This window comes from Rhodoferax sp. GW821-FHT02C08, from assembly GCF_059421805.1.
Genome location: NZ_JBWKVR010000032.1, coordinates 14,894 through 33,268, shown reverse-complemented (window position 1 = coordinate 33,268; position 18,375 = coordinate 14,894). Strand labels below are relative to the sequence as shown.

General features: G+C 64.3%; 18 protein-coding genes. 11 read left to right on the top strand and 7 right to left on the bottom strand.

Annotated elements, in window-relative coordinates; genetic code table 11:
* Positions 1 to 74 precede the first annotated feature (74 nt).
* Complete coding sequence (gene pdxR, locus AC07VY_RS24620; RefSeq protein WP_495099812.1) at positions 75 to 1,568, top strand: MocR-like pyridoxine biosynthesis transcription factor PdxR; 1,494 nt, start codon at positions 75 to 77, stop codon at positions 1,566 to 1,568.
* Positions 1,569 to 1,655: 87 nt separating this feature from the next.
* On the opposite strand, the gene AC07VY_RS24615 is transcribed toward pdxR, so the two are convergent.
* On the bottom strand, positions 1,656 to 2,102 hold the full coding sequence (locus AC07VY_RS24615; RefSeq protein WP_495099811.1) for an SRPBCC family protein: 447 nt from the start codon (positions 2,100 to 2,102) through the stop codon (positions 1,656 to 1,658).
* Positions 2,103 to 2,199: 97 nt separating this feature from the next.
* A complete protein-coding gene (locus AC07VY_RS24610; RefSeq protein ID WP_495076953.1) occupies positions 2,200 to 2,892 on the bottom strand; it encodes an acid phosphatase in 693 nt (230 codons plus the stop codon).
* Positions 2,893 to 3,047: 155 nt separating this feature from the next.
* On the opposite strand from AC07VY_RS24610, the gene AC07VY_RS24605 reads away from it, so the two are divergent.
* Positions 3,048 to 3,401: a RidA family protein gene (locus tag AC07VY_RS24605; protein ID WP_495076952.1), complete on the top strand. Its 354-nt coding sequence runs from the start codon at positions 3,048 to 3,050 to the stop codon at positions 3,399 to 3,401.
* Positions 3,402 to 3,478: 77 nt separating this feature from the next.
* Positions 3,479 to 4,120 (top strand): HD domain-containing protein, encoded by a 642-nt coding sequence (locus tag AC07VY_RS24600; RefSeq protein WP_495099810.1) that lies wholly within the window; start codon positions 3,479 to 3,481, stop codon positions 4,118 to 4,120.
* Here the strand turns inward: AC07VY_RS24600 and AC07VY_RS24595 are convergent.
* Positions 4,117 to 4,572: a MarR family winged helix-turn-helix transcriptional regulator gene (locus AC07VY_RS24595; RefSeq protein ID WP_495099809.1), complete on the bottom strand. Its 456-nt coding sequence runs from the start codon at positions 4,570 to 4,572 to the stop codon at positions 4,117 to 4,119. The genes AC07VY_RS24600 and AC07VY_RS24595 overlap by 4 nt on opposite strands.
* A gap of 160 nt (positions 4,573 to 4,732) precedes the next feature.
* Between AC07VY_RS24595 and AC07VY_RS24590 the strand changes: the two genes are divergently transcribed.
* Complete coding sequence (locus tag AC07VY_RS24590; protein ID WP_495099808.1) at positions 4,733 to 6,001, top strand: MFS transporter; 1,269 nt, start codon at positions 4,733 to 4,735, stop codon at positions 5,999 to 6,001.
* A 90-nt stretch (positions 6,002 to 6,091) separates the two neighbouring features.
* On the opposite strand, the gene AC07VY_RS24585 is transcribed toward AC07VY_RS24590, so the two are convergent.
* Both AC07VY_RS24585 and AC07VY_RS24580 read right to left on the bottom strand, forming a co-directional pair.
* Positions 6,092 to 6,664 carry a hypothetical protein gene (locus AC07VY_RS24585; protein WP_495099807.1) on the bottom strand — a complete coding sequence of 191 codons (573 nt, stop codon included), beginning with the start codon at positions 6,662 to 6,664 and terminating at the stop codon, positions 6,092 to 6,094.
* A gap of 121 nt (positions 6,665 to 6,785) precedes the next feature.
* Complete coding sequence (locus tag AC07VY_RS24580) at positions 6,786 to 7,529, bottom strand: GntR family transcriptional regulator (RefSeq protein WP_495099806.1); 744 nt, start codon at positions 7,527 to 7,529, stop codon at positions 6,786 to 6,788.
* A gap of 154 nt (positions 7,530 to 7,683) precedes the next feature.
* Between AC07VY_RS24580 and AC07VY_RS24575 the strand changes: the two genes are divergently transcribed.
* On the top strand, positions 7,684 to 8,925 hold the full coding sequence (locus AC07VY_RS24575) for an MFS transporter (RefSeq protein WP_495099805.1): 1,242 nt from the start codon (positions 7,684 to 7,686) through the stop codon (positions 8,923 to 8,925).
* Entirely contained in the window at positions 8,922 to 9,818 is an 897-nt protein-coding gene (locus AC07VY_RS24570; protein ID WP_495099804.1) for an amidohydrolase family protein, read from the top strand. Before AC07VY_RS24575 ends, AC07VY_RS24570 begins: the two co-directional genes overlap by 4 nt.
* Positions 9,819 to 9,886: 68 nt before the next feature.
* Here AC07VY_RS24570 and AC07VY_RS24565 read toward each other — a convergent pair whose 3' ends face one another.
* Entirely contained in the window at positions 9,887 to 12,829 is a 2,943-nt protein-coding gene (locus AC07VY_RS24565) for a DNA topoisomerase III (RefSeq protein WP_495099803.1), read from the bottom strand.
* 146 nt (positions 12,830 to 12,975) lie between these two features.
* On the opposite strand from AC07VY_RS24565, the gene AC07VY_RS24560 reads away from it, so the two are divergent.
* From AC07VY_RS24560 to AC07VY_RS24540, 5 genes are read left to right on the top strand one after another with little or no spacing between them, the layout of a single operon-like run.
* Complete coding sequence (locus AC07VY_RS24560) at positions 12,976 to 13,479, top strand: SET domain-containing protein (RefSeq protein ID WP_495099802.1); 504 nt, start codon at positions 12,976 to 12,978, stop codon at positions 13,477 to 13,479.
* Positions 13,479 to 14,255 carry a biotin--[acetyl-CoA-carboxylase] ligase gene (locus AC07VY_RS24555; RefSeq protein WP_495099827.1) on the top strand — a complete coding sequence of 259 codons (777 nt, stop codon included), beginning with the start codon at positions 13,479 to 13,481 and terminating at the stop codon, positions 14,253 to 14,255. The genes AC07VY_RS24560 and AC07VY_RS24555 overlap by 1 nt, the downstream gene beginning before the upstream one ends.
* Positions 14,256 to 14,257: 2 nt before the next feature.
* Positions 14,258 to 14,965 (top strand): SPOR domain-containing protein, encoded by a 708-nt coding sequence (locus AC07VY_RS24550; protein WP_495099801.1) that lies wholly within the window; start codon positions 14,258 to 14,260, stop codon positions 14,963 to 14,965.
* Between the two features lie 8 nt (positions 14,966 to 14,973).
* The gene (locus tag AC07VY_RS24545; protein ID WP_495099800.1) at positions 14,974 to 16,290 is read left to right on the top strand and encodes a voltage-gated chloride channel family protein; all 1,317 of its coding nucleotides are present in this window, start codon (positions 14,974 to 14,976) and stop codon (positions 16,288 to 16,290) included.
* Between the two features lie 10 nt (positions 16,291 to 16,300).
* Positions 16,301 to 17,053 (top strand): dienelactone hydrolase family protein, encoded by a 753-nt coding sequence (locus AC07VY_RS24540; RefSeq protein WP_495099799.1) that lies wholly within the window; start codon positions 16,301 to 16,303, stop codon positions 17,051 to 17,053.
* 3 nt (positions 17,054 to 17,056) lie between these two features.
* On the opposite strand, the gene AC07VY_RS24535 is transcribed toward AC07VY_RS24540, so the two are convergent.
* Positions 17,057 to 18,253, bottom strand: a complete 1,197-nt coding sequence (locus AC07VY_RS24535) for a methyltransferase (protein ID WP_495099798.1) — start codon at positions 18,251 to 18,253, stop codon at positions 17,057 to 17,059.
* Positions 18,254 to 18,375 lie beyond the last annotated feature (122 nt).

Below are 18,375 nucleotides of genomic sequence, written 5' to 3'. Positions count from 1 at the left end.
GTTGGAAGCGCTAGAGATGGCTGAATATCGCGTAAAACTGGCACAATCAGAAGAGCCAGTTTTGTGAATTTTTCATGGGCCAGTCTAAATCTTCGTTCGATCGCCGCGCTGGTGTGCCCGGTGCCGGGCGCCGTATTTACGATCTGTTGCGTGCGCAGATGGCCGACGCGACTTTGCCGGTGGGCGCGCCCGCACCGTCCACCCGGGCCCTGGCGGCCGACCTGGGCGTGTCGCGCACCACCGTCACCGCCGCCTACGAGCAACTGGCGGCTGAGGGCTTTCTCATCACCTCCAAGGGCCGGGCCGCTCGGGTTGCCGGCTCGTCGGCTGCGCCCGCAACGCCGCGTACAGCCGTGGGTCGGCGCGGCAAGCCGGTGCCTGCGCTGTCCGCATTCGGCCGCCGTGTGGCGGGCATGCAGATGCCGGGGCTGCCGGCGGCGGAGCCGGCCCGCATCGATTTCCTGTACGGGGCGGTGGCCTCGCGTGACTTTCCTACGCTGGCCTGGCGGCGGGCCTACCAGACTGAATTGCTGCGCCAGCAGCACAGCCTGTACTACGTGCCACCCCAGGGCGATGCGGCCCTGCGCCGCGCGCTGCAGGGCTATTTGCGGCGTGCGCGTGGCCTGGCTTGTGATGCTGAACAGATACTGGTGGTGCACGGTTCGCAGCAGGGCATCGACCTATGTGCACGGCTGCTGCTGGACGTGGGCGATGCCTTCGTGTTTGAAGATCCGGGCTACCTGATGGCGCGCCGCTGCTTCGAGGCCACGGGCGCCGCGTTGCTGGCGGTGCCGGTGGACACCCAGGGCCTGGACACCGCCAGCCTGCCCAGCGACGAGCGTGTGCGCCTGGCCTATGTCACGCCATCGCACCAGTTTCCATTGGGCGGTGTGTTGCCCATAGGCCGGCGCCTGGAACTGCTGCAGTGGGCGCAACGCCAGCGCGCCTGGATCGTCGAGGACGACTACGACGGCGAGTTCCGCTACGGCCAGCACCCGGTGGACGCGCTGCAGTCCATCCAGGCGGATGGGCGGGTGATCTACATGGGCACCTTCTCCAAGGCCTTGTCGCCGCAGCTGCGCCTGGGTTATCTGGTGCTGCCCGCCGAGCTGGTGCCGGTGTTTCGCCAGGCCAAGCGTCTGGCCGACCGCCATGCACCCGCGCTGGAGCAACGGGTGCTGGCCTCGCTGATCGACAGCGGTGTTTACGAGCGCCATGTGCGGCGCAGCCGCCGTGAGAACGAGCGCCGCCGTACGGCCCTGCTGGATGCGGTGGCGCGCTACCTGCCTGGCGATGCGCGTCTTGCCGGCACGGCAGCTGGGCTGCATGCCGTGCTGTGGCTGCCCTCGCTGCGGCCGCAGGACGAGCCGGCCTTGGCCGCGGCGGCCCGTGCGAGGGGTGTGGGCGTCTACCCGGTGTCACCGCTGTTCGCCAGCCCACCGTCGGGTGCCCAGCCCCGGCCGGCCGGCCTGGTCTTGGGCTACGCAAGCCTGGCGGTCGAACAGATTGCGCAGGGCGTGCAGATTCTGGCGGCGGCGGTTGCGGCCTGTTCCACCCGGTCTGGTTAGAGGTCAAATAGGCCGCTAGCGCACAAAGAAACTGCGCAGGTAGCTATTAATTTAGGAGCGTGACAAGGTTTCGGCGCTGGCAGCGACTTAACCCGGAATTTCCGGCTCCACCAGGTTTGCCAGCTGTGCCAGCGACTCCTGCCAACCCAGGTAGCACATCTCCACGGGGATGACCTCGGGAATGCCAGACTGCTCGATGTGCACTTCCGTGCCGCACAAGACGGGCTTGAGGCTGACCGTCACAAAAATCTCACCCGGCAAATTGGGATCGTCAAAGGTGTCGGTGTACTGGATCAGTTCGTTGGGGATCAGCTTCTTGTATTCGCCGCCAAACGAATGGCCCAGCCCGGTGGAAAAGTTCTCGAACGACATCTTGAAGCTGCCGCCGACTTTGGCTTCCATATGCTGCACCTTGCAGACGAAACCATAGGGCGGCAACCATTTGGTGATGGCCGCGGCATCCAGAAATGCGCGGTAGATTTTCTCCGGCCGGGTTTTCAGCACGCGGTGCAGGCGGACAGTTCCAGTAGCCATGCTCGGATCTCCTTGGACAGAAACAGGGAGGGCCATTGTCTGCCGCTCGCGCGGCTAAGGCCAGTGCCTGGCGGGATCTCTATTCGCCAGTCGGGGTTTACTGCAGGCCCAGCGCCTTGCGCAGCTCTGCCTTGGCGGCTTCGAAATCGGTGTTGAATGTGGGGCTGGCCAGCAGGGTTGCGGCCATGGCACTGCCGGCACGGCGGCCTGCATCTAGATCGTTGGGATAGTGCATGCCACCGATGACACGGCTTTCGGCGTAGTCGTTGGCGCGCGCAAAGATGGCCGCCCGTTGTTCCGGCAGCATGCTGCTCAACACGATGGCCATCATGGTGGAGCGCGAGGTGTGGCCCGACGGGTAGGACCCGCTTTTGGACGGCTTCACCAGGGGCTTGATGTCCGGGTTGTTCAGGAACGGACGTGTACGGCCAAAGAAGGCCTTGACCGGGTCCACCACGGCGTCTTCGGTGTCGCCCATGCGCGCGAACATGGCGGTGAACAGGGGCAGGTTGGCCGGCTTGAAGTTGGCCCCCAGTACTGTGGAGAACATGGCGTACACCGTTTCTTCGGCGTCGCTGTTGGCCAGTGCAATGCGCTCGGGCGTGGCCGCTTTTTGCGCCGCCAGCACCAGCATCTGTTGGGCGCGGTCCTCGGCGCTACCGTTGGCTACGGGTGCGGGCATGAAGGGGATGATGTCCAGCTGCTTATGGGTAAGGTAGGGGCTTTCCGCGGCAAATGCGTTGAAGCTTAAAGCGATGGCACAGCCCAGCAGGGCACGGCGGATGAACATAGGTGTTTCCCAAATAAACCCCGCATTGGATAGAGGAAATATTTCAAATGCGTGACGATTTGGAGACCGTTTTTTAGCTTTGCAGGACAAAAGCGTGTGGCGCCAAGACAGTACGATCAAGCATTTCCATCCACTTACTCTTCAGAAAGACTCCCATGCCTCTGCAACGCATCAACCCCGGCAACCGACTCTGCGACGCCACCATCCACAACGGCGTGGCTTACCTGGCCGGTCAGATTCCAGAAGACGCCAGCCTGCCCATCGCCGCCCAGACCCAGAGCGTGCTGGACCAGATCGACACCGTGCTGGCCCAGGCCGGCAGCGACAAGGCGCACATCCTCAGCGCCACCATTTATCTGTCCAGCATGGGTGACTTCGCCGCCATGAATGCGGTGTGGGACGCCTGGATTGGCACCACCGGCATCGGCCCCGCCCGCGCCACGGTCGAGGCCCGTCTGGCCCGCCCCGAGATCAAGGTCGAGATCATGGCGATTGCCGCCGTCAAATAATGATGAAATAGCCCGCTGGCGCAGATAAGACCTGCGCTAGCAGCTATGAAGTTTGTAGTAAACCCAGGGGCAAAGCTGTGAGCGATTCATCACCATTGCCAAACGCTGCAGATATTTTTGACCGCTCCTGGCAACGCGCCTGGCGGGGTCTGGGCGTAGCCGTACCGGCGGCTGGGCTGCAGGCGCGCTTGTTGGCTTGCTATGCCGAACCGCAGCGCCACTACCACAGCCTGCAGCATCTGCGCGAGTGTCTTGAGGCGCTGGAAACCAGTCTGCATCTGGCACAGCAGCCGGCCGAGGTCGAGCTGGCTTTGTGGTTCCATGATGCGGTGTACGCGCTGCAGCGATCGGACAACGAGCAGAAAAGCGCAGACTGGGCGCGCGATGCGTTGCTGGCTGCAGCCCTGCCGCCGGCTTTATGCCAGCGCGTGCATGACCTGGTCATGGCGACGCGGCACAGCGCTGCACCCGAGGCTACGGACGAGCAACTTCTGGTGGATATAGACCTTGGTATTCTGGCCGCACCCGCCACCCGGTTTGCAGAATACGAGCGCCAGATTCGTGCCGAATACGCTTTCGTGCCGGGCTGGATATTCCGGCGCAAGCGCCGGGCCGTGCTGCAGTCCTTTCTGGACCGGTCGCATATTTACAGCACGCCCCATTTCTTCGCATTGCATGAAGCCGCTGCTCGGATTAATCTGGAGGCGGCGGTAGCCTAGGCGTTGCTTCTTTCGACCGCCATCTGGTCGATGTTGGTATTGATCCGCTCCACAAAGCTGGCGAGTTGGGCGATCTCCTCTGGAGTGAAGCCAATCAGCGCTTGCGCCTTCAGCACTTCCATCATCGCCCTGACCTTGGGCATGCGCTTGGCCGCCGTGGTGCTTAGCGAGATCAGCCGGCTGCGTTTGTCCGCGGGGTCGGGGACGCGCTCCACCAGGCCGTCGCGCTCCATGCGGTTCAGCAGCTGGGCCATGCTGGGTTGCTCTACCTGCGCAATGCGGGCCAGCTCGGCCTGCGACAGCGCCTTGCCACCCTTGAGCCCCATCAACACCGGCATTTGGCCCGTGGCGAAACCCAGGTCGCGCAGCTCCACATCGGCGATGCGGGCAAAGCTGCGGTGCGCACGGCCTATGAGCTTTAGCGGGTTGGGGGGTAAATGGTCATCGCTCATATATCGTATTGACAATACATAGGAGGCTATATTAATATATAGGCACCTATATTAAATTTCAAATTCAACCATCGCCTATGCAACAGCATCTTTACCTGCCATTATCTGCGCCAGCCCTGCCTTCGCGGCACACTGCGCAGTACTTTGAGTGGCCCATCGCATGACATCCACCACCCCCCACAAGGCCGCGCCGGCCAAGTTCACCCGCTACCAGACCTTTGTGGCGGGCCTGCTGGCGGCGTTGCAATTCGCTGTGATTCTGGACTTCATGATCATGTCGCCACTGGGTGCGCTGATCATGCCCGCACTGCAGATCAGCACGCGCCAGTTCGGCATGGTCGTGTCGGCCTACGCCTTCAGCGCCGGCCTGTCGGGCCTGCTGACGGCGGGCTTCGCGGACCGCTTCGACCGCAAGAAGCTGCTGCTGTTTTTCTATACCGGTTTTGTGCTGGCCACGCTGTGGTGCGGGCTGGCGCCGAACTATGAAATGCTGCTGCTGGCGCGTGTGGTGACGGGCATTTTTGGCGGCGTCATCGGTTCGGTGGTGATGGCCATTGCGGCCGACCTGTTTGCCCCGCAGCAGCGCGGCCGCGTCATGGGCGTGATCCAGACGGCCTTTGCCGCCAGCCAGGTGTTGGGCTTGCCTGTGGGCCTGTATCTGGCCAACCGCTGGAATTGGCACGCCCCGTTTCTGGCGATGGTGGTGGTCGGGGGCATTGGCGGACTGGTTATCGTCCTGGGCATGAAGCCGGTGGCCGACCACCTGCGCATTCCGCAGGAGAAAAGCGCCTTCATGCACCTGTGGCATACCGTGGTCGAGCCGCGCTATCTGATGGCTTTTGCCACCACCGCGCTGCTGACCACCGGCGGCTACATGCTGATGCCGTTCAGCAGCGCGTTCATCGTGAACAACGTGGGCATCGCCATGGAGCGTTTGCCTACGATCTACCTGATCACCGGTGCGTTCACCATCTTTGTTGGCCCGCTGGTCGGCCGGGCGGCGGATACCTGGGGCAAGCTGCCGGTGTTTTTCGTGGGCAGCGCTTTGACCATTGCCATGGTGCTGGTCTACACCCACCTGGCCGCTGTGCCCTTCTGGCTGCTGGTGCTGGTCAACGTGGTGCTGTTTGTCGGCATCTTCTCGCGCCTGATTCCGTTCCAGGCCATGTCCAGCATGGTGCCGGAGGCGACCCAGCGTGGCGCCTACAACGCCATCAGTGCCGCCATCCAGCAGCTGGCCGGTGGCTTGGCATCGCTGGTGGCCGGGCATATCGTGTCGTTTGGTGCGGATGGCAAGCTGCAGAACTACGGCGTGATCGGCTATGTGGTGGTCGGCTCCACGTTGACGGCGGCTTTCCTGGCATGGCGGGTGCACCAGGGCCTGCAGTTGCGCGGCACGGCAGCCCCAAGCTTGGCCCAGGCCAGCTAGCGGCTTTTTTCATGGCTGTTCCAGCGCGACGGCCAGCCGCTGGAGATGCGGGTGCGCGTGTTGGTGGACTTTCTGTGTGGCTGAACCTGCTTATTTACCCCGCGGCAGGCCTTGGAACAGCGAAGCAAATTTGTTGACCACGTAGGGCGCAAACAGCGTCATGCCCGAGACCAGAAAGTTCACCACCCGCTCCAGGCTGTCCGGCACCTGGCCGGTACGGCCCAGCGAGAACAGGGCCAGCGCGCCAAAGCCGATGAACAGAAACAGGATCGCCACCATGCCCATCAGTGCGATCACGCGGCTGCTGCTGGCGCGCATCTGGGCCGCCAGCAGGGGCTTGCCATCCGGGCCCAGCTGCAGGCTGCGGGTGGTGTTGCCGGCGGCATCCTTCACCTCGGTATAGACCGGCAAATCCACTTCTTCGGACAGGGCGTCGGCCAGCGACCAGCCGACCGATTGCTTCAAGGCCGCGCGTATTACGCAGATGGCCACTACCGCGCCGAACAGCGCCAGCAGCGGTATGAAATACAGCAGCCAGGTGGCCAGCGGTAACCAGGGCGGAGGTGCTGGGGTCGGCGTCTGGGCGTGGGCCAAGGCCGCCAGGGACATGGCGACGGCGGCGTATATGCGTGGGGTACGCGGGATGCGGAATGTGCACTGCATAAGACCTCCGATGCGCAGCACCCGAGGCGCCGACCGCCGCCACTATGCACCTGCTAGCGGCCTGGCGGAAGCGGCTTTGTACCAGGGCCGTCCGCCATCTGGAGGATGGGGCGCGCGCTTGTCAGCGGATGTCGATCTGGTACTCGAAACCGTCAGCCGCGCCCCAGGTGCTGCGCCATTCGATGGGCCGCCCGGCAAAGTCGAAAGCCACGCGGTGCACGCGTATCAGCGGGCTGGCCACCGCGACCTTTAGCAGCGCCGCCAGTGCCGCGCTGGCCGACTCCACGCGCAGGGTTTCGGTGGCCGAGGCCACGACCTGCCGGCACTCTTTTTCATACAGCGGATACAGCAGGTCTTCGAACGCGTCGAGTTGCAGGGTCTCGATCGCCTGGAAGCCGTCGCGTGGCAGCCAGATGTCTTCGGCCAGCACAGGTTCGTTGTCGATCAGGCGTAGGCGCGACAAATGGATGGCGCTCTGCGCCGGGTCCAGGCGCAGGGCGCTGCGCACCTCGGTATCGGGCTGGGCCAGTTCCCGGCTCAGCACGCGGGCACGGGGCTTTACCGCTTCGCCGCTGCGGCTTTTGAAGCGGAAGAAGCGGAACAGCGAGGAGTCGAAGCGAGGCCGGCGTATGAAGGTGCCCTTGCCCTGGCTGCGCGTCAACGCCCCTTCGGCCACCAGCAGGTCGATGGCCTTGCGGAGCGTGCCGGTGGATACCGCGTAGCTGTCGGTCAGCTCGGCCTCGGTAGGGATCGCCTGCTCCGGTAGCCATTCCGACGCGGCAATGCGGCGCGCCAGGTCGTCACGGATTTGCTGGTAGCGGGGCAGGCGGTCGTCCATAGGGGCTTGCAACTGGCGTGCACTCATGTAGATGTTCAAAGGAATTTCGACTGTACCAGTCTGCGGCTGCGCACCGGTATGCGGGGCTGCCTAGGGTTTCTACTGCTTTCGAATATTGGCCTGGCTTCTAGAATTCATACAGTCATCTATATGTTTATATAACAAGGTCTGAAGGAGATTTATGTTTACTTGGTACAAACAAGGAACGCCCACCGAGCGTAAAACCTTCTGGGCCTGCTTTGCCGGCTGGGGGCTGGACGCACTGGATGTGCAGATGTTCACCCTGGCCATTCCGGCCATCATTGCGGCCTTTGGCATCGATAAGGGCCAGGCCGGGCTGATCAGCAGCGTCACGCTGGTGTCTTCGGCGCTGGGCGGCTGGGTGGCCGGTGCGCTGTCGGACCGCTTTGGCCGTATCCGTACGCTGAAATGGACCATCGTCTGGTTCGCGGGCTTCACCTTCTTGTGCGCCTTTGCCCAGACCTTTCCGCAGCTGCTGGTGCTCAAGGCGTTCCAGGGTTTTGGCTTTGGCGGCGAATGGGCGGCCGGTGCGGTGCTGATGGCCGAGACCATTCGTGCGGAAAACCGTGGCAAGGCGATGGGCGCCGTGCAAAGTGCCTGGGCCGTGGGCTGGGGCGCGGCCGTGTTGCTGTTCACAGTTGCCTTTTCGTGGTTGCCACCGGACATGGCCTGGCGCGTGATGTTTGCCGTGGGGCTGCTGCCAGCCTTGCTGGTGGTTTACATCCGCCGCAGCCTGAAAGAGCCCGTGCGCGCCGCAGCAGTGGCCGGTGCCGACGTGGGTGGCATCTGGTTCAACCTGGCCAAGATATTCCGGGCGGACGTGCTCAAGACCACGCTGCTGGGCGCCATTCTGGGTACCGGCGCGCATGGCGGCTACTACGCCATCATGACCTGGCTGCCGACCTATCTGTCCAAGGAGCGGCATCTGTCTGTGCTCAGCACGGGCGGCAATCTGGCGGTGGTGATCATTGCCTTCTGGTGCGGCTGCATGGCCAGTGCGCAGCTGATAGACCGCATCGGCCGGCGCCGCAATGTCGCACTGTTTGCCGCCTGCTGCATCGTCACGGTGCTGGCCTATGTGTACCTGCCCCTGAGCGACGCGGCCATGCTGGTGCTGGGCTTTCCGCTGGGCTTTTTTGCGGCGGGCATTCCGGCCAGCCTGGGCTCGCTGTTCAACGAGTTGTACCCAGCCGACATGCGCGGTGCAGGCGTAGGCTTTTGCTACAACTTTGGCCGCATTGCGTCCGCCATCTTCCCCTTCCTGGTGGGCTATATGAGCCAGTCCATGCCCCTGGGCGAAGCCATCGGCATCGACGCCGCCATTGCCTACGGGTTGGCCATGGTGACGGTGTTGTGCCTGCCTGAAACCCGCGGCCGTGCGCTGACAATGCAAGCTGCATGAACTCGCGTAGAGACTTCAACACCACGGTGTTGGGTCTGACGGCCGTCACACCTCTGGCCGCCTGCTCCCACCTTATGTCCCACTCCCCAGTGCAAGCCATAGACTGCCACGCCCATGTGTTCCACCGCAGTTTGCCCATGCCGGACAGGCGGCGGGCCCCCAGCGGCTATGACGCGCCCCTGAGTGCGTATCTGCAGCAGCTGGACAGCCACGGCATGAGCCATGGCGTGCTGGTACAGCCCAGCTTTCTGGGCACCGACAACCACTATCTGGTCGAATGCCTGCGGCAGCAGCCACAGCGATTGCGCGGCATTGCCGTGGTGGAACCGGCGGTGGACGCTGCCGAGCTGGACCGCCTGGCCCAGGCCGGCATCGTCGGCATACGCTTGAATCTGGTGGGTCTGCCCAACCCTGACCTGCGCGGCGCGCCCTGGGCCGGCCTGCTGGGCTCTATTCGGCGTCTGGGCTGGCAGGTGGAGGTGCACCAAAGCGCGGGTGCCTTGCAAGGCGTGGTCGATCCGCTGCTGGACGCGGGGCTACCCGTCGTGGTGGACCATTTCGGCCGACCCGATGCCCGGCTGGGCGTGGACGACCCGGGCTTCCGGTACCTGCTGGAGCGCGGCCGCAGCCGCCAGGTCTGGGTCAAATTGTCAGGGGCTTACCGCAATGGCAGCCAGGGTGCGGGCGAGGCGACAGCCCTGTGTGCTCTGCCTTTGCTGCGCGCGGCTTTCGGCCTGGACCGCCTGCTGTGGGGCAGCGACTGGCCGCATACCCTGTTTGAGCAAACCACCAACTACACCGCCCAGCGCGAGGCGCTGGACCACTGGCTGCCACTGGCGGACCGCCAGCAGGTCTTGTGGGACACGCCAGCCGCCTTGTTCGGTTTCACATAAAAAAAGCCGCTAGCGCAGGCATCACCTGCGGCAGCAGCTCTTTATTTAATAGCAAACAGGCCGGGCGATCAGCTCAGGTGCTTGCCGATCAGCCCGGTCAGCTCGAACATGCTGACTTGCGGTTTGCCGAACACCGGTTCCAGCAGCGCATCGGCGTTGATGTTGCGCTTGTTGGTCGTGTCCTGCAGGTTGTTGGCCTTGATGTAGTCCCACATCTTCTTGACCATTTGCGGGCGCGAAGCGGCTTCGCTACCCACTACCGCAGCCAGTGCCGGGCTGGGCGTCAGGCCGCCGGTGGTGGCGGTCTTGCGCGGGGTTTTGGCGGCTGCGGTTTTCTTGGCAGCGGCCTTTTTAGCGGGCGCTGCCTTCTTGGCCGGCGCGGCTTTTTTGGCCGCAGCCGATTTGGCGGCTGCACCAGCTGCACCTGGTCTAGGTGGGAACTTGCTGGGAGCGAACTCGAAGTTCACCTTGCCGGCTTCCGCGTCCCAGGCCAGGAAGGCCTTGAAGTTGCGGCGCGTGCGCATGGAGACGAACTTATCCAGCAGATCGGTCTTGCCGGTGGTTAGCAGCTTGTGCATCTGTTCGGGCTCCACCGTTTGCTGCAGGATGATCTTGCCGCTCTTGAAGTCACAGCTGGGCGTGGGGTGGGCCTGGGTGGGCACGCTCTTTTCGCACACATAGTTGGCGCCGTGCTCGTGCACCGGGCTGCCGCACTTGGGGCAGTTGCCCAGGTTGGCTGCGGCGCTGAAGTCCACCAGCTCGCCGGTTTCCTCGCCGGCCTTGTCGTCGCCGAAGTCGAACTCCAATTTGTAGTTCTTGGTTTCTTCATCAAACTTGATGAGCATTTCGGCGGTGAACGGCCAGCCGGCTTTGGAGCGGAAGCCGTCCAGCGGGCCAATGCGGCGGTCGCGCATGAATTGTTCGACCTCGGCCGGTTCGAAAGTGCGGCCTGCGGGCGATTTGCCGAAGGAGAAACCGCAGCCTTCGCTGTGGCCATCGGCACCGGTACAGGTGTAGCGGCGGTAGTTTTCTTTCACGATGCCACCGCAATTCGGGCATGGCGCGGACAGGGTGGCGTAGTCACCGGGAATGGTGTCGCGGTCGTATTCCTTGGCCTTTTTCACCAGGCGCTCGGTCATGGCGGCGATCTCGGCCATGAAGGTGGCGCGGCTGATCTGGCCGCGCTCCATTTGCGACAGCTTGTATTCCCACTCGCCGGTGAGCTCGGCGTGGCACAGCTCTTCCACATCCAGGCCGCGCAACAGCGTCATCAGCTGGAAGGCCTTGGCCGTGGGGATCAGCTCGCGGCCTTCGCGCAGCATGTACTTTTCGGCGATCAGGCCTTCGATGATGCTGGAGCGGGTGGCTGGCGTGCCCAGGCCCTTCTCCTGCATGGCTTCGCGCAGTTCGTCGTCGTCGATAGTCTTGCCGGCGCCTTCCATGGCGCCCAGCAGCGTGGCTTCGGAGTAGCGGGCCGGTGGCCGGGTTTTCAGTGCCTTGGGGTCGGCCGAGGCGGTCTGCACCACTTCGCCCGGCTTCACCAGCACCAGGTTCTTGCCGTCTTTTTCATCGTCGTCGTTGACGGCTTCCTTGCCGTAAATGGCCAGCCAGCCCGGCTTGACCAGCACCTTGCCGTCGCTGCGGAACGCGTACTTCTTGCCCTCAGTCGCCACCGTGCTGATGCGGGTGGTGACCTGGTATTCGGCGCTGGGGAAGAACACCGACAAAAAGCGGCGCACCACGAAGTCGTACAGCCGCTGTTCTGCCTCGCTCAGGCCGCTCGGTGCTTGCAGCGTGGGGATGATCGCAAAGTGATCGCTGACCTTGCTGTTGTCGAACACGCGTTTGGTGGGCTTCACATAGTTGCCGTCCACCGCTTGCTTGGCGAAGGGTGCCAGGTGCTTCATGCCGCTATTGGCCAGCATGCCCATGGTTTCCTTGACCACGGGCAGGTAGTCTTCGGGCAGGGCGCGCGAATCGGTACGCGGGTAGGTCAGCGCCTTGTGGCGTTCGTACAGGCTTTGGGCCAGGGCCAGCGTGGTCTTGGCGCTGAAGCCGAAGCGGCTATTGGCCTCGCGTTGCAACGAGGTCAGGTCGAACAGGGCGGGCGATGCCTGCGTGGTGGGCTTGCTTTCTTCCGTCACCGTGGCGGGCTTGCCGCGGGCGGCGTTGGCAATGGCTTGCGCCTCGGCTGCGTTCCAGACGCGGTCGGCGCGCTGCTCGGCGTCGGGCTGGCCGTCTGGGCCGGGCGGCGGTTTTTTCCAGTCGGGGTTGAACCATTTGCCGGGGTAGTTGCCGGCTTCGGCATCGAAAGTGCCGTGGATTTCCCAGTAATCGCGGCTGACGAACTTGCGGATTTTTTCTTCGCGCTCCACTACCACCGACAGCGTGGGCGTCTGCACCCGACCCACCGTGGTCAGGAAGAAGCCGCCGTCGCGTGAGTTGAACGCGGTCATGGCGCGGGTGCCGTTGATGCCCACCAGCCAGTCGGCCTCGGAGCGCGAACGGGCCGCATCGGCCAGGCCCTGCATCTGCGCTTCGCTGCGCAGCGCGCTAAAGCCGTCGCGGATGGCCTGCGGTGTCATGGACTGCAGCCACAGCCGGCGCACCGGCTTGGCCAGGGGCTTGGAGCCGCCGGCGTACTGCTCGATCAGGCGGAAGATCAGCTCACCCTCGCGGCCCGCGTCACAGGCGTTGATGATGTCGGTCACATCTTTGCGCTTGGCCTGCTTGACCACGGCGTTGAGGCGAGTTTTTGTTTTATCGACGGGTTTTAGGTCGAAATACGGTGGAATTACCGGCAGATGCGCAAAACTCCATTTGCCGCGCTTGACGTCGAATTCCTCCGGCGCCTGGATCTCCACCAAGTGGCCGACCGCGCTGGTCACCACGTATTTTTCGCTCTCGAAATACTCGTCGAACTTCTCGAATTTGCCAGCGGTCGGTGTGAGCGCACGCACGATGTCTTGCGCCACCGAGGGTTTTTCGGCAATCACCAGGGTTTTTGTCATAACTTCACTTTGCCAATTTTTGAATTTGTGCGGACTTTGTCTGAGCGGCGTCAACCAGGGTGGGGCCACTTCTACAATCCGGCTTTGTCCCATTTCGCGCACAAATTCGCGGATGGGCTCCTTATTTAAGTTAACAGAGTTTTGCCGTGACTTCCAAAACCCGACCGAAAGCCGCTAGAAATCCAGGCCGTCGCATCCAGGTTCGCCGTTCCGGCGTGCATGGCAAGGGCGTTTTTGCGCTGCAGAACATCGCCGCCGGCGATGTAGTGGCCGAGTACGTCGGCGAAATCATCACCTGGCAGGAAGCCCAGGACCGGCACCCGCACGACCCCAGCCAGCCCAACCACACCTTCTATTTCCATGTGGACGCAGACCGGGTGATCGACGCCAATTACGGTGGCAATTCCTCACGCTGGATCAACCACGCCTGCGAGCCGAACTGCGAAACCGATGAGCAGGACGGCCGCATCTTCATCATCGCCCTGCGCGACATCGCCGCCGGCGAAGAGCTGAACTACGACTACGGCCTGATGCTGGAAGAGCGCTACACCCCCAAGCTCAAGGCCGAATACCCCTGCTGGTGCGGTGCCCCCAGCTGCCGCGGCACGCTGCTGGCGCCTAAACGCCGCCTGAGCAGGCTGCACAAGTGATGCGCTGGCCCGCCGAGGCGATCTGGGAGGCGGTGTCGCCGCAGTGGCCGGACTTCACGGTCGAGGTGCTGCCGCAGATAGCCTCCACCAACAGCGAGCTGATGCGCCGCGTGCGCGCTGGCCGCTGCGAGCCCACCTTGCTGGTGGCCGAGCAGCAAACCGCCGGCCGGGGCCGCCTGGGCCGTGACTGGCACAGCCAGGTGGGCGATTCGCTGACTTTCTCTGTCTCCCTGCCGCTGGCGCCGGCGGATTGGGCTGGCCTGTCGCTGGCCGTGGGCGTGAGCGTGGCCGAGAGTCTGCACTCGGACATCCAGCTCAAGTGGCCCAACGACCTTTGGTTGCAGGGGCGCAAGCTGGCTGGCGTGCTGATCGAAACCGCCGGCGCAGGTGAGCAGCGCTCGGTGGTGGTGGGCGTGGGCATCAATATCGCGCCGCGTGCATCCGAGGGCTTGTCCACCCCGCCCGCCTGCCTGCAGGAGCTGCTGCCCGACGTGGATGCGGGGGAAGCCCTGCTGCGCGTGGCGCCGCCGCTGCTGCAGGCCTTGGCGGCCTTTCAATTGGCCGGTTTGGCGCCCTTCCTGTCCGGCTTTGCCCGGCGCGACCTGCTGTGCGGCAACGCGGTGACCCTGAGCAACGGCACCGTGGGCATGGCGCGCGGTGTAGATGCGCAGGGCGGCCTGCTGCTGCAAACCCCTGCGGGCATGCAGACCGTGACCAGTTCCGAGGTCAGCGTGCGCCCCGCTGCGCCGGCAACACCTGGATCGACCGGAGCATGACCATGGGAAGCAAGACCATGCTGCGCGCGTTGCTGCTGTCCCTGGTGCTGGCCAACGCCCTGTTTTTTGCCTGGTCGCATGGCTTGCTGGCCGCCTATGGCCTGGCGCCGGAGCAGCAGTCCGAGCCGCAACGCCTGCAGCAGCAGATCCACCCCGAGATGCTGGTGGTGCTGACGCCCGAGGCCGTGGCGGCAGCCGCAACTGCGGCCTCTGCTGCCAGCGCGCCGGCTTCGGCTCCGGCCATAGCGGCGAACGAGCCCACCGAATGCTTGGTGGCCGGCCTGTTTGACGCAGCACGTGGCAAGCAGTTGAGCGATGCCTTGGCAGCCCTGCCAGCGGGTTCCTGGTCACTGGATGAAGCCACCGATCCAGGCCGCTGGATCGTCTATATGGGCCGCTACCAGACGGCCGAGTTCACCGACCGCAAAAAGGCCGAGCTGCGCGGCCTGCACGTCAAATACGAAGCTGCGCCCCCATCGCTGGAACCCGGCATTCTGTTGGGCCGTTTCGACAGCGAAGCGGCAGCCAATAAATCCCTGGGCGACCTGGCCCAGCGCGGCGTGCGCACCGCCAAGGTGGTGGTCGAGCGGCCCGAGCAGCACGGCCTGCAGCTGCGCCTGCCAGCGGTGGACGCGGCGCTGAAGACCCAGCTCGACGGCCTGAAGACCGCGTTGGCGGGCAAGCCGCTGCGGGCCTGCCCGGCCAACTAGGTCTATCGATGCCCTCGCTACAACGCCCCGAGGCCGTGGATGTGCTGATCTACCTGGCTAAGTGGATCGGCCTAGCCATGCTGGTGGCGGTGCTGGCGGGCAGTGCGTCTGCCTTCTTTCTGTTTGCTCTGGAATGGGCCACGCAAACCCGCATCGCCCACCGCTGGCTGTTGCTGCTGCTGCCGTTCGCCGGCTTTGGCGTGGGCTGGCTGTACCTGCGCTTTGGCCAGCGTGTGGAGGCGGGTAACAACCTGCTGATTGACGAGATCCACGACCCGAAGGCCACTATCCCCTTGCGCATGGCGCCGCTGGTGCTGTTCGGCACCGTGGTGTCGCATCTGTTTGGCGCGTCCGTGGGGCGCGAGGGTACGGCGGTGCAAATGGGCGGCGCGCTGGCCGACCAGCTCACGCGCCTGTTTCGTTTGCACGCCGAAGACCGCCGCATGGTACTGATGGCCGGCATCAGTGCTGGCTTTGCCTCGGTGTTCGGCACGCCGCTGGCCGGCGCAATTTTCGGGCTGGAGGTGCTGGCCCTGGGCCGCATGCGTTTCAACGCCCTACTGCCCTGTCTGGTGGCCGCCATCGTGGCCGACCAGGTGGGCCTGTTGTGGGGTGTGCACCATACCCATTACGTCGTGCCACTGGTGCCGCCCGTGGCCGCCTGGCCGCTGCTGGCCATGGTGCTGGCGGGCTGCCTGTTCGGCCTGACCGGCAAGCTGTTTGCCGATGCCACCCATGCCTTGGGCGCTTTCATGAAAAAGCACATCGCCTACAGCCCCTTGCGCCCCTTCCTGGGCGGCGTGGTGGTGGCTACCGTGGCCTGGTTCTGGCTGGGCGCAGACCGCTACATCGGCCTGGGCATCCCCACCATCGTGGATGCCTTCCAGCACCCGCTGGCCATTACGGACTACTTGGGTAAGTTCGCCTTCACCGTGGCCTCGCTGGGCACGGGCTTCAAGGGCGGCGAAGTGACCCCGCTGTTCTACCTGGGCGCCACCCTGGGCAATGCGCTGGCGCCGCTGCTGCAGCTGCCCTTCCCTCTGCTGGCCGGCGTGGGCTTTGTGGCGGTGTTTGCCGGTGCGGCGAATACACCGCTGGCTTCCACCCTGATGGCCATGGAATTGTTTGGTGCCGAAATCGGGGTTTACGCAGCACTGGCCTGCGTAGCCAGCTATCTTTTTTCAGGGCATAGCGGTATTTACAAAGCGCAGCGCGTGGGCCATGCCAAGCTACGTGCCGCACCTGAAAACATACGCCTAGGCGACCTGGCGGCCCACCAGCAAGACCTGGCGCGCAAGGCTGCTGCCAACGACCCCCAACCCTAGGAAACCTGCCGTGCAAATCCAAGCCCACGAAGTCGATTTGAGCACCCCCACCGGCCCCATGCGCTGCTATGTGTACCGGCCCAAGGACGGCGGCGCTGCCAAGCCCCGGCAGTACCCGGCCATCATCCTGTATTCCGAGATTTTTCAGCAGACCGGTCCGATACGCCGCAGCGCGCAGACCATGGCCGGCCACGGCTACATCGTCATCGTGCCCGAGGTGTTCCATGAGCTGAACCCCATCGGCACCGTGCTGGGCTACGACGACGCAGGCCGCGACAAGGGCAATGCCGACAAGGTGGCCAAGACCCTGGAGGCGCACGACAGTGACACCCAGGCCATCATCGACTACGCCGCCAGCCTGCCTTACTACGCCGGCAGCATAGGCGCCATGGGCTTCTGCCTGGGTGGCGGCCTGGCCTACCGCGCGGCGCTGAACCCGGCGATTGCCGCTACATCGTGCTTCTATGCCACCGACATCCATTCGGGCATGGTGCCGTCCCAGCCTGGCAATGACAGCCTGGGCCGCACCGGCGAAATCAAGGGTGAGCTGCAAATGGTCTGGGGCAAGCAAGACCCGCACATCCCCGCCGCAGGCCGCGCCCTGGTCTACCAAAAGCTCAGCGACAGCGGCGTCAACTTCACCTGGCACGAGTTCAACGGCGTGCACGCCTTCATGCGCGATGAAGGCGAACGTTTTGATGCGGAACTGCAGCTGCTGGGCTACCAGCTGGCGCTGAGCCTGTTCCGCCGCGTGCTGTACTAAACCCTAGAGCGGCAATATCGCCAGCCGCCACAGCGTCGTCAGCTCGGCTGCACGCGCAGCATGCAGGGGCGCATTGGCGTCGGTAGCCTTGGGGTGTTGAGGCTTGGCGTCCAGCCGGCCCAGCACTTGCAGGCCGTGCTGGGTAAATGCGTCCTGCAGCTCGGTGGGTGTGCGCAGGCCCAGGTGTTCGGCCAGGTCGGAAATGATCAGCCAGCCCTCGCCGCCCGGCGCCAGGTGCTTCTTCAAGCCGGCCAGAAACGCCAGCAGCATGCGGCTGCCTTCGTCGTACACCGCGTGTTCTATGGGCGAGCCAGGCCGGGCCGGCAGCCAGGGTGGGTTGCAGACGATCAGTTGGGCCTGGCCCTCGGGGAACATATCGGTTTGCACCACCTGCACCGTTGGCGCCACGCCCAGCTGCAGCAGATTGGCGCGCGCGCAGGCCAGGGCGCGTGGGTCCTGGTCGGTGGCCACCACCTGGGCCACGCCGCGCCGAGCCAGCACCGCGGCCAGTACGCCCGAGCCGGTACCGATGTCGAAGGCCACCGCCGTATCGGCAGGCAGCGGCGCCTTGGCCACCAGGTCGATGTATTCGCCCCGCACCGGAGAAAACACGCCGTAATGCGGGTGGATGCGGTTCAGCGGCGCCGCGCCCAGCGCCGGTATTTCGATGCCCACGCGGCGCCATTCGTGCGCGCTGGTTAGGCCCTGCAGCTCGCGCAGAGTGATGACCGATGGGCCCGCTGCAGCGTCCGCCGGGCCCCACGCGGCCAGGCAGGCGGCGTGCACTTTGGGGGCGCGGCGCAGCGGCACGCTGTAGTCTGCAGCCATGGGTACCAGCAGCATGTTCAGCACCCGTGCGCGCTGCGCCTGGGCCTGGCGGTGCAGGTGGAAGGCATCGGCCAGCGTGCCCGCATCCTTGGGGGCTTTGCGCTGCTTGCGGGCCGGGGTTTTGTCGATGCGCCGCGTCATCGCCTGCAGCAGTTGGCGCGCGTTGTGGAAGTCGCCACGCCACAGCAGTGCCGTACCTTCGCAGGCAAGGTGGTAGGCGGTGTCGGCGTTCATCGTGTCGTCGGCCAGCACCACCTTTTTGGGTGGTGGCGCGCCGCGTTCGGAGTGCCAATGGGCAGACTGCGGCTGGTCGTTCTCGGTCCAGTGCAGGGTGGGGCTGGAAGACAGCGTGGCGGGTGTGGGGGTAGGCATGCTTGTTTTCACGCTGTGGGGGATCGAGTCTTTTACCAGACAGCTGGCCCTATGTGCATCGTGGGCGGAATTTAGTTTGCTATGTTTTCAGTAGCTTCTTGCGCAGGTATTACCTGCGCTAC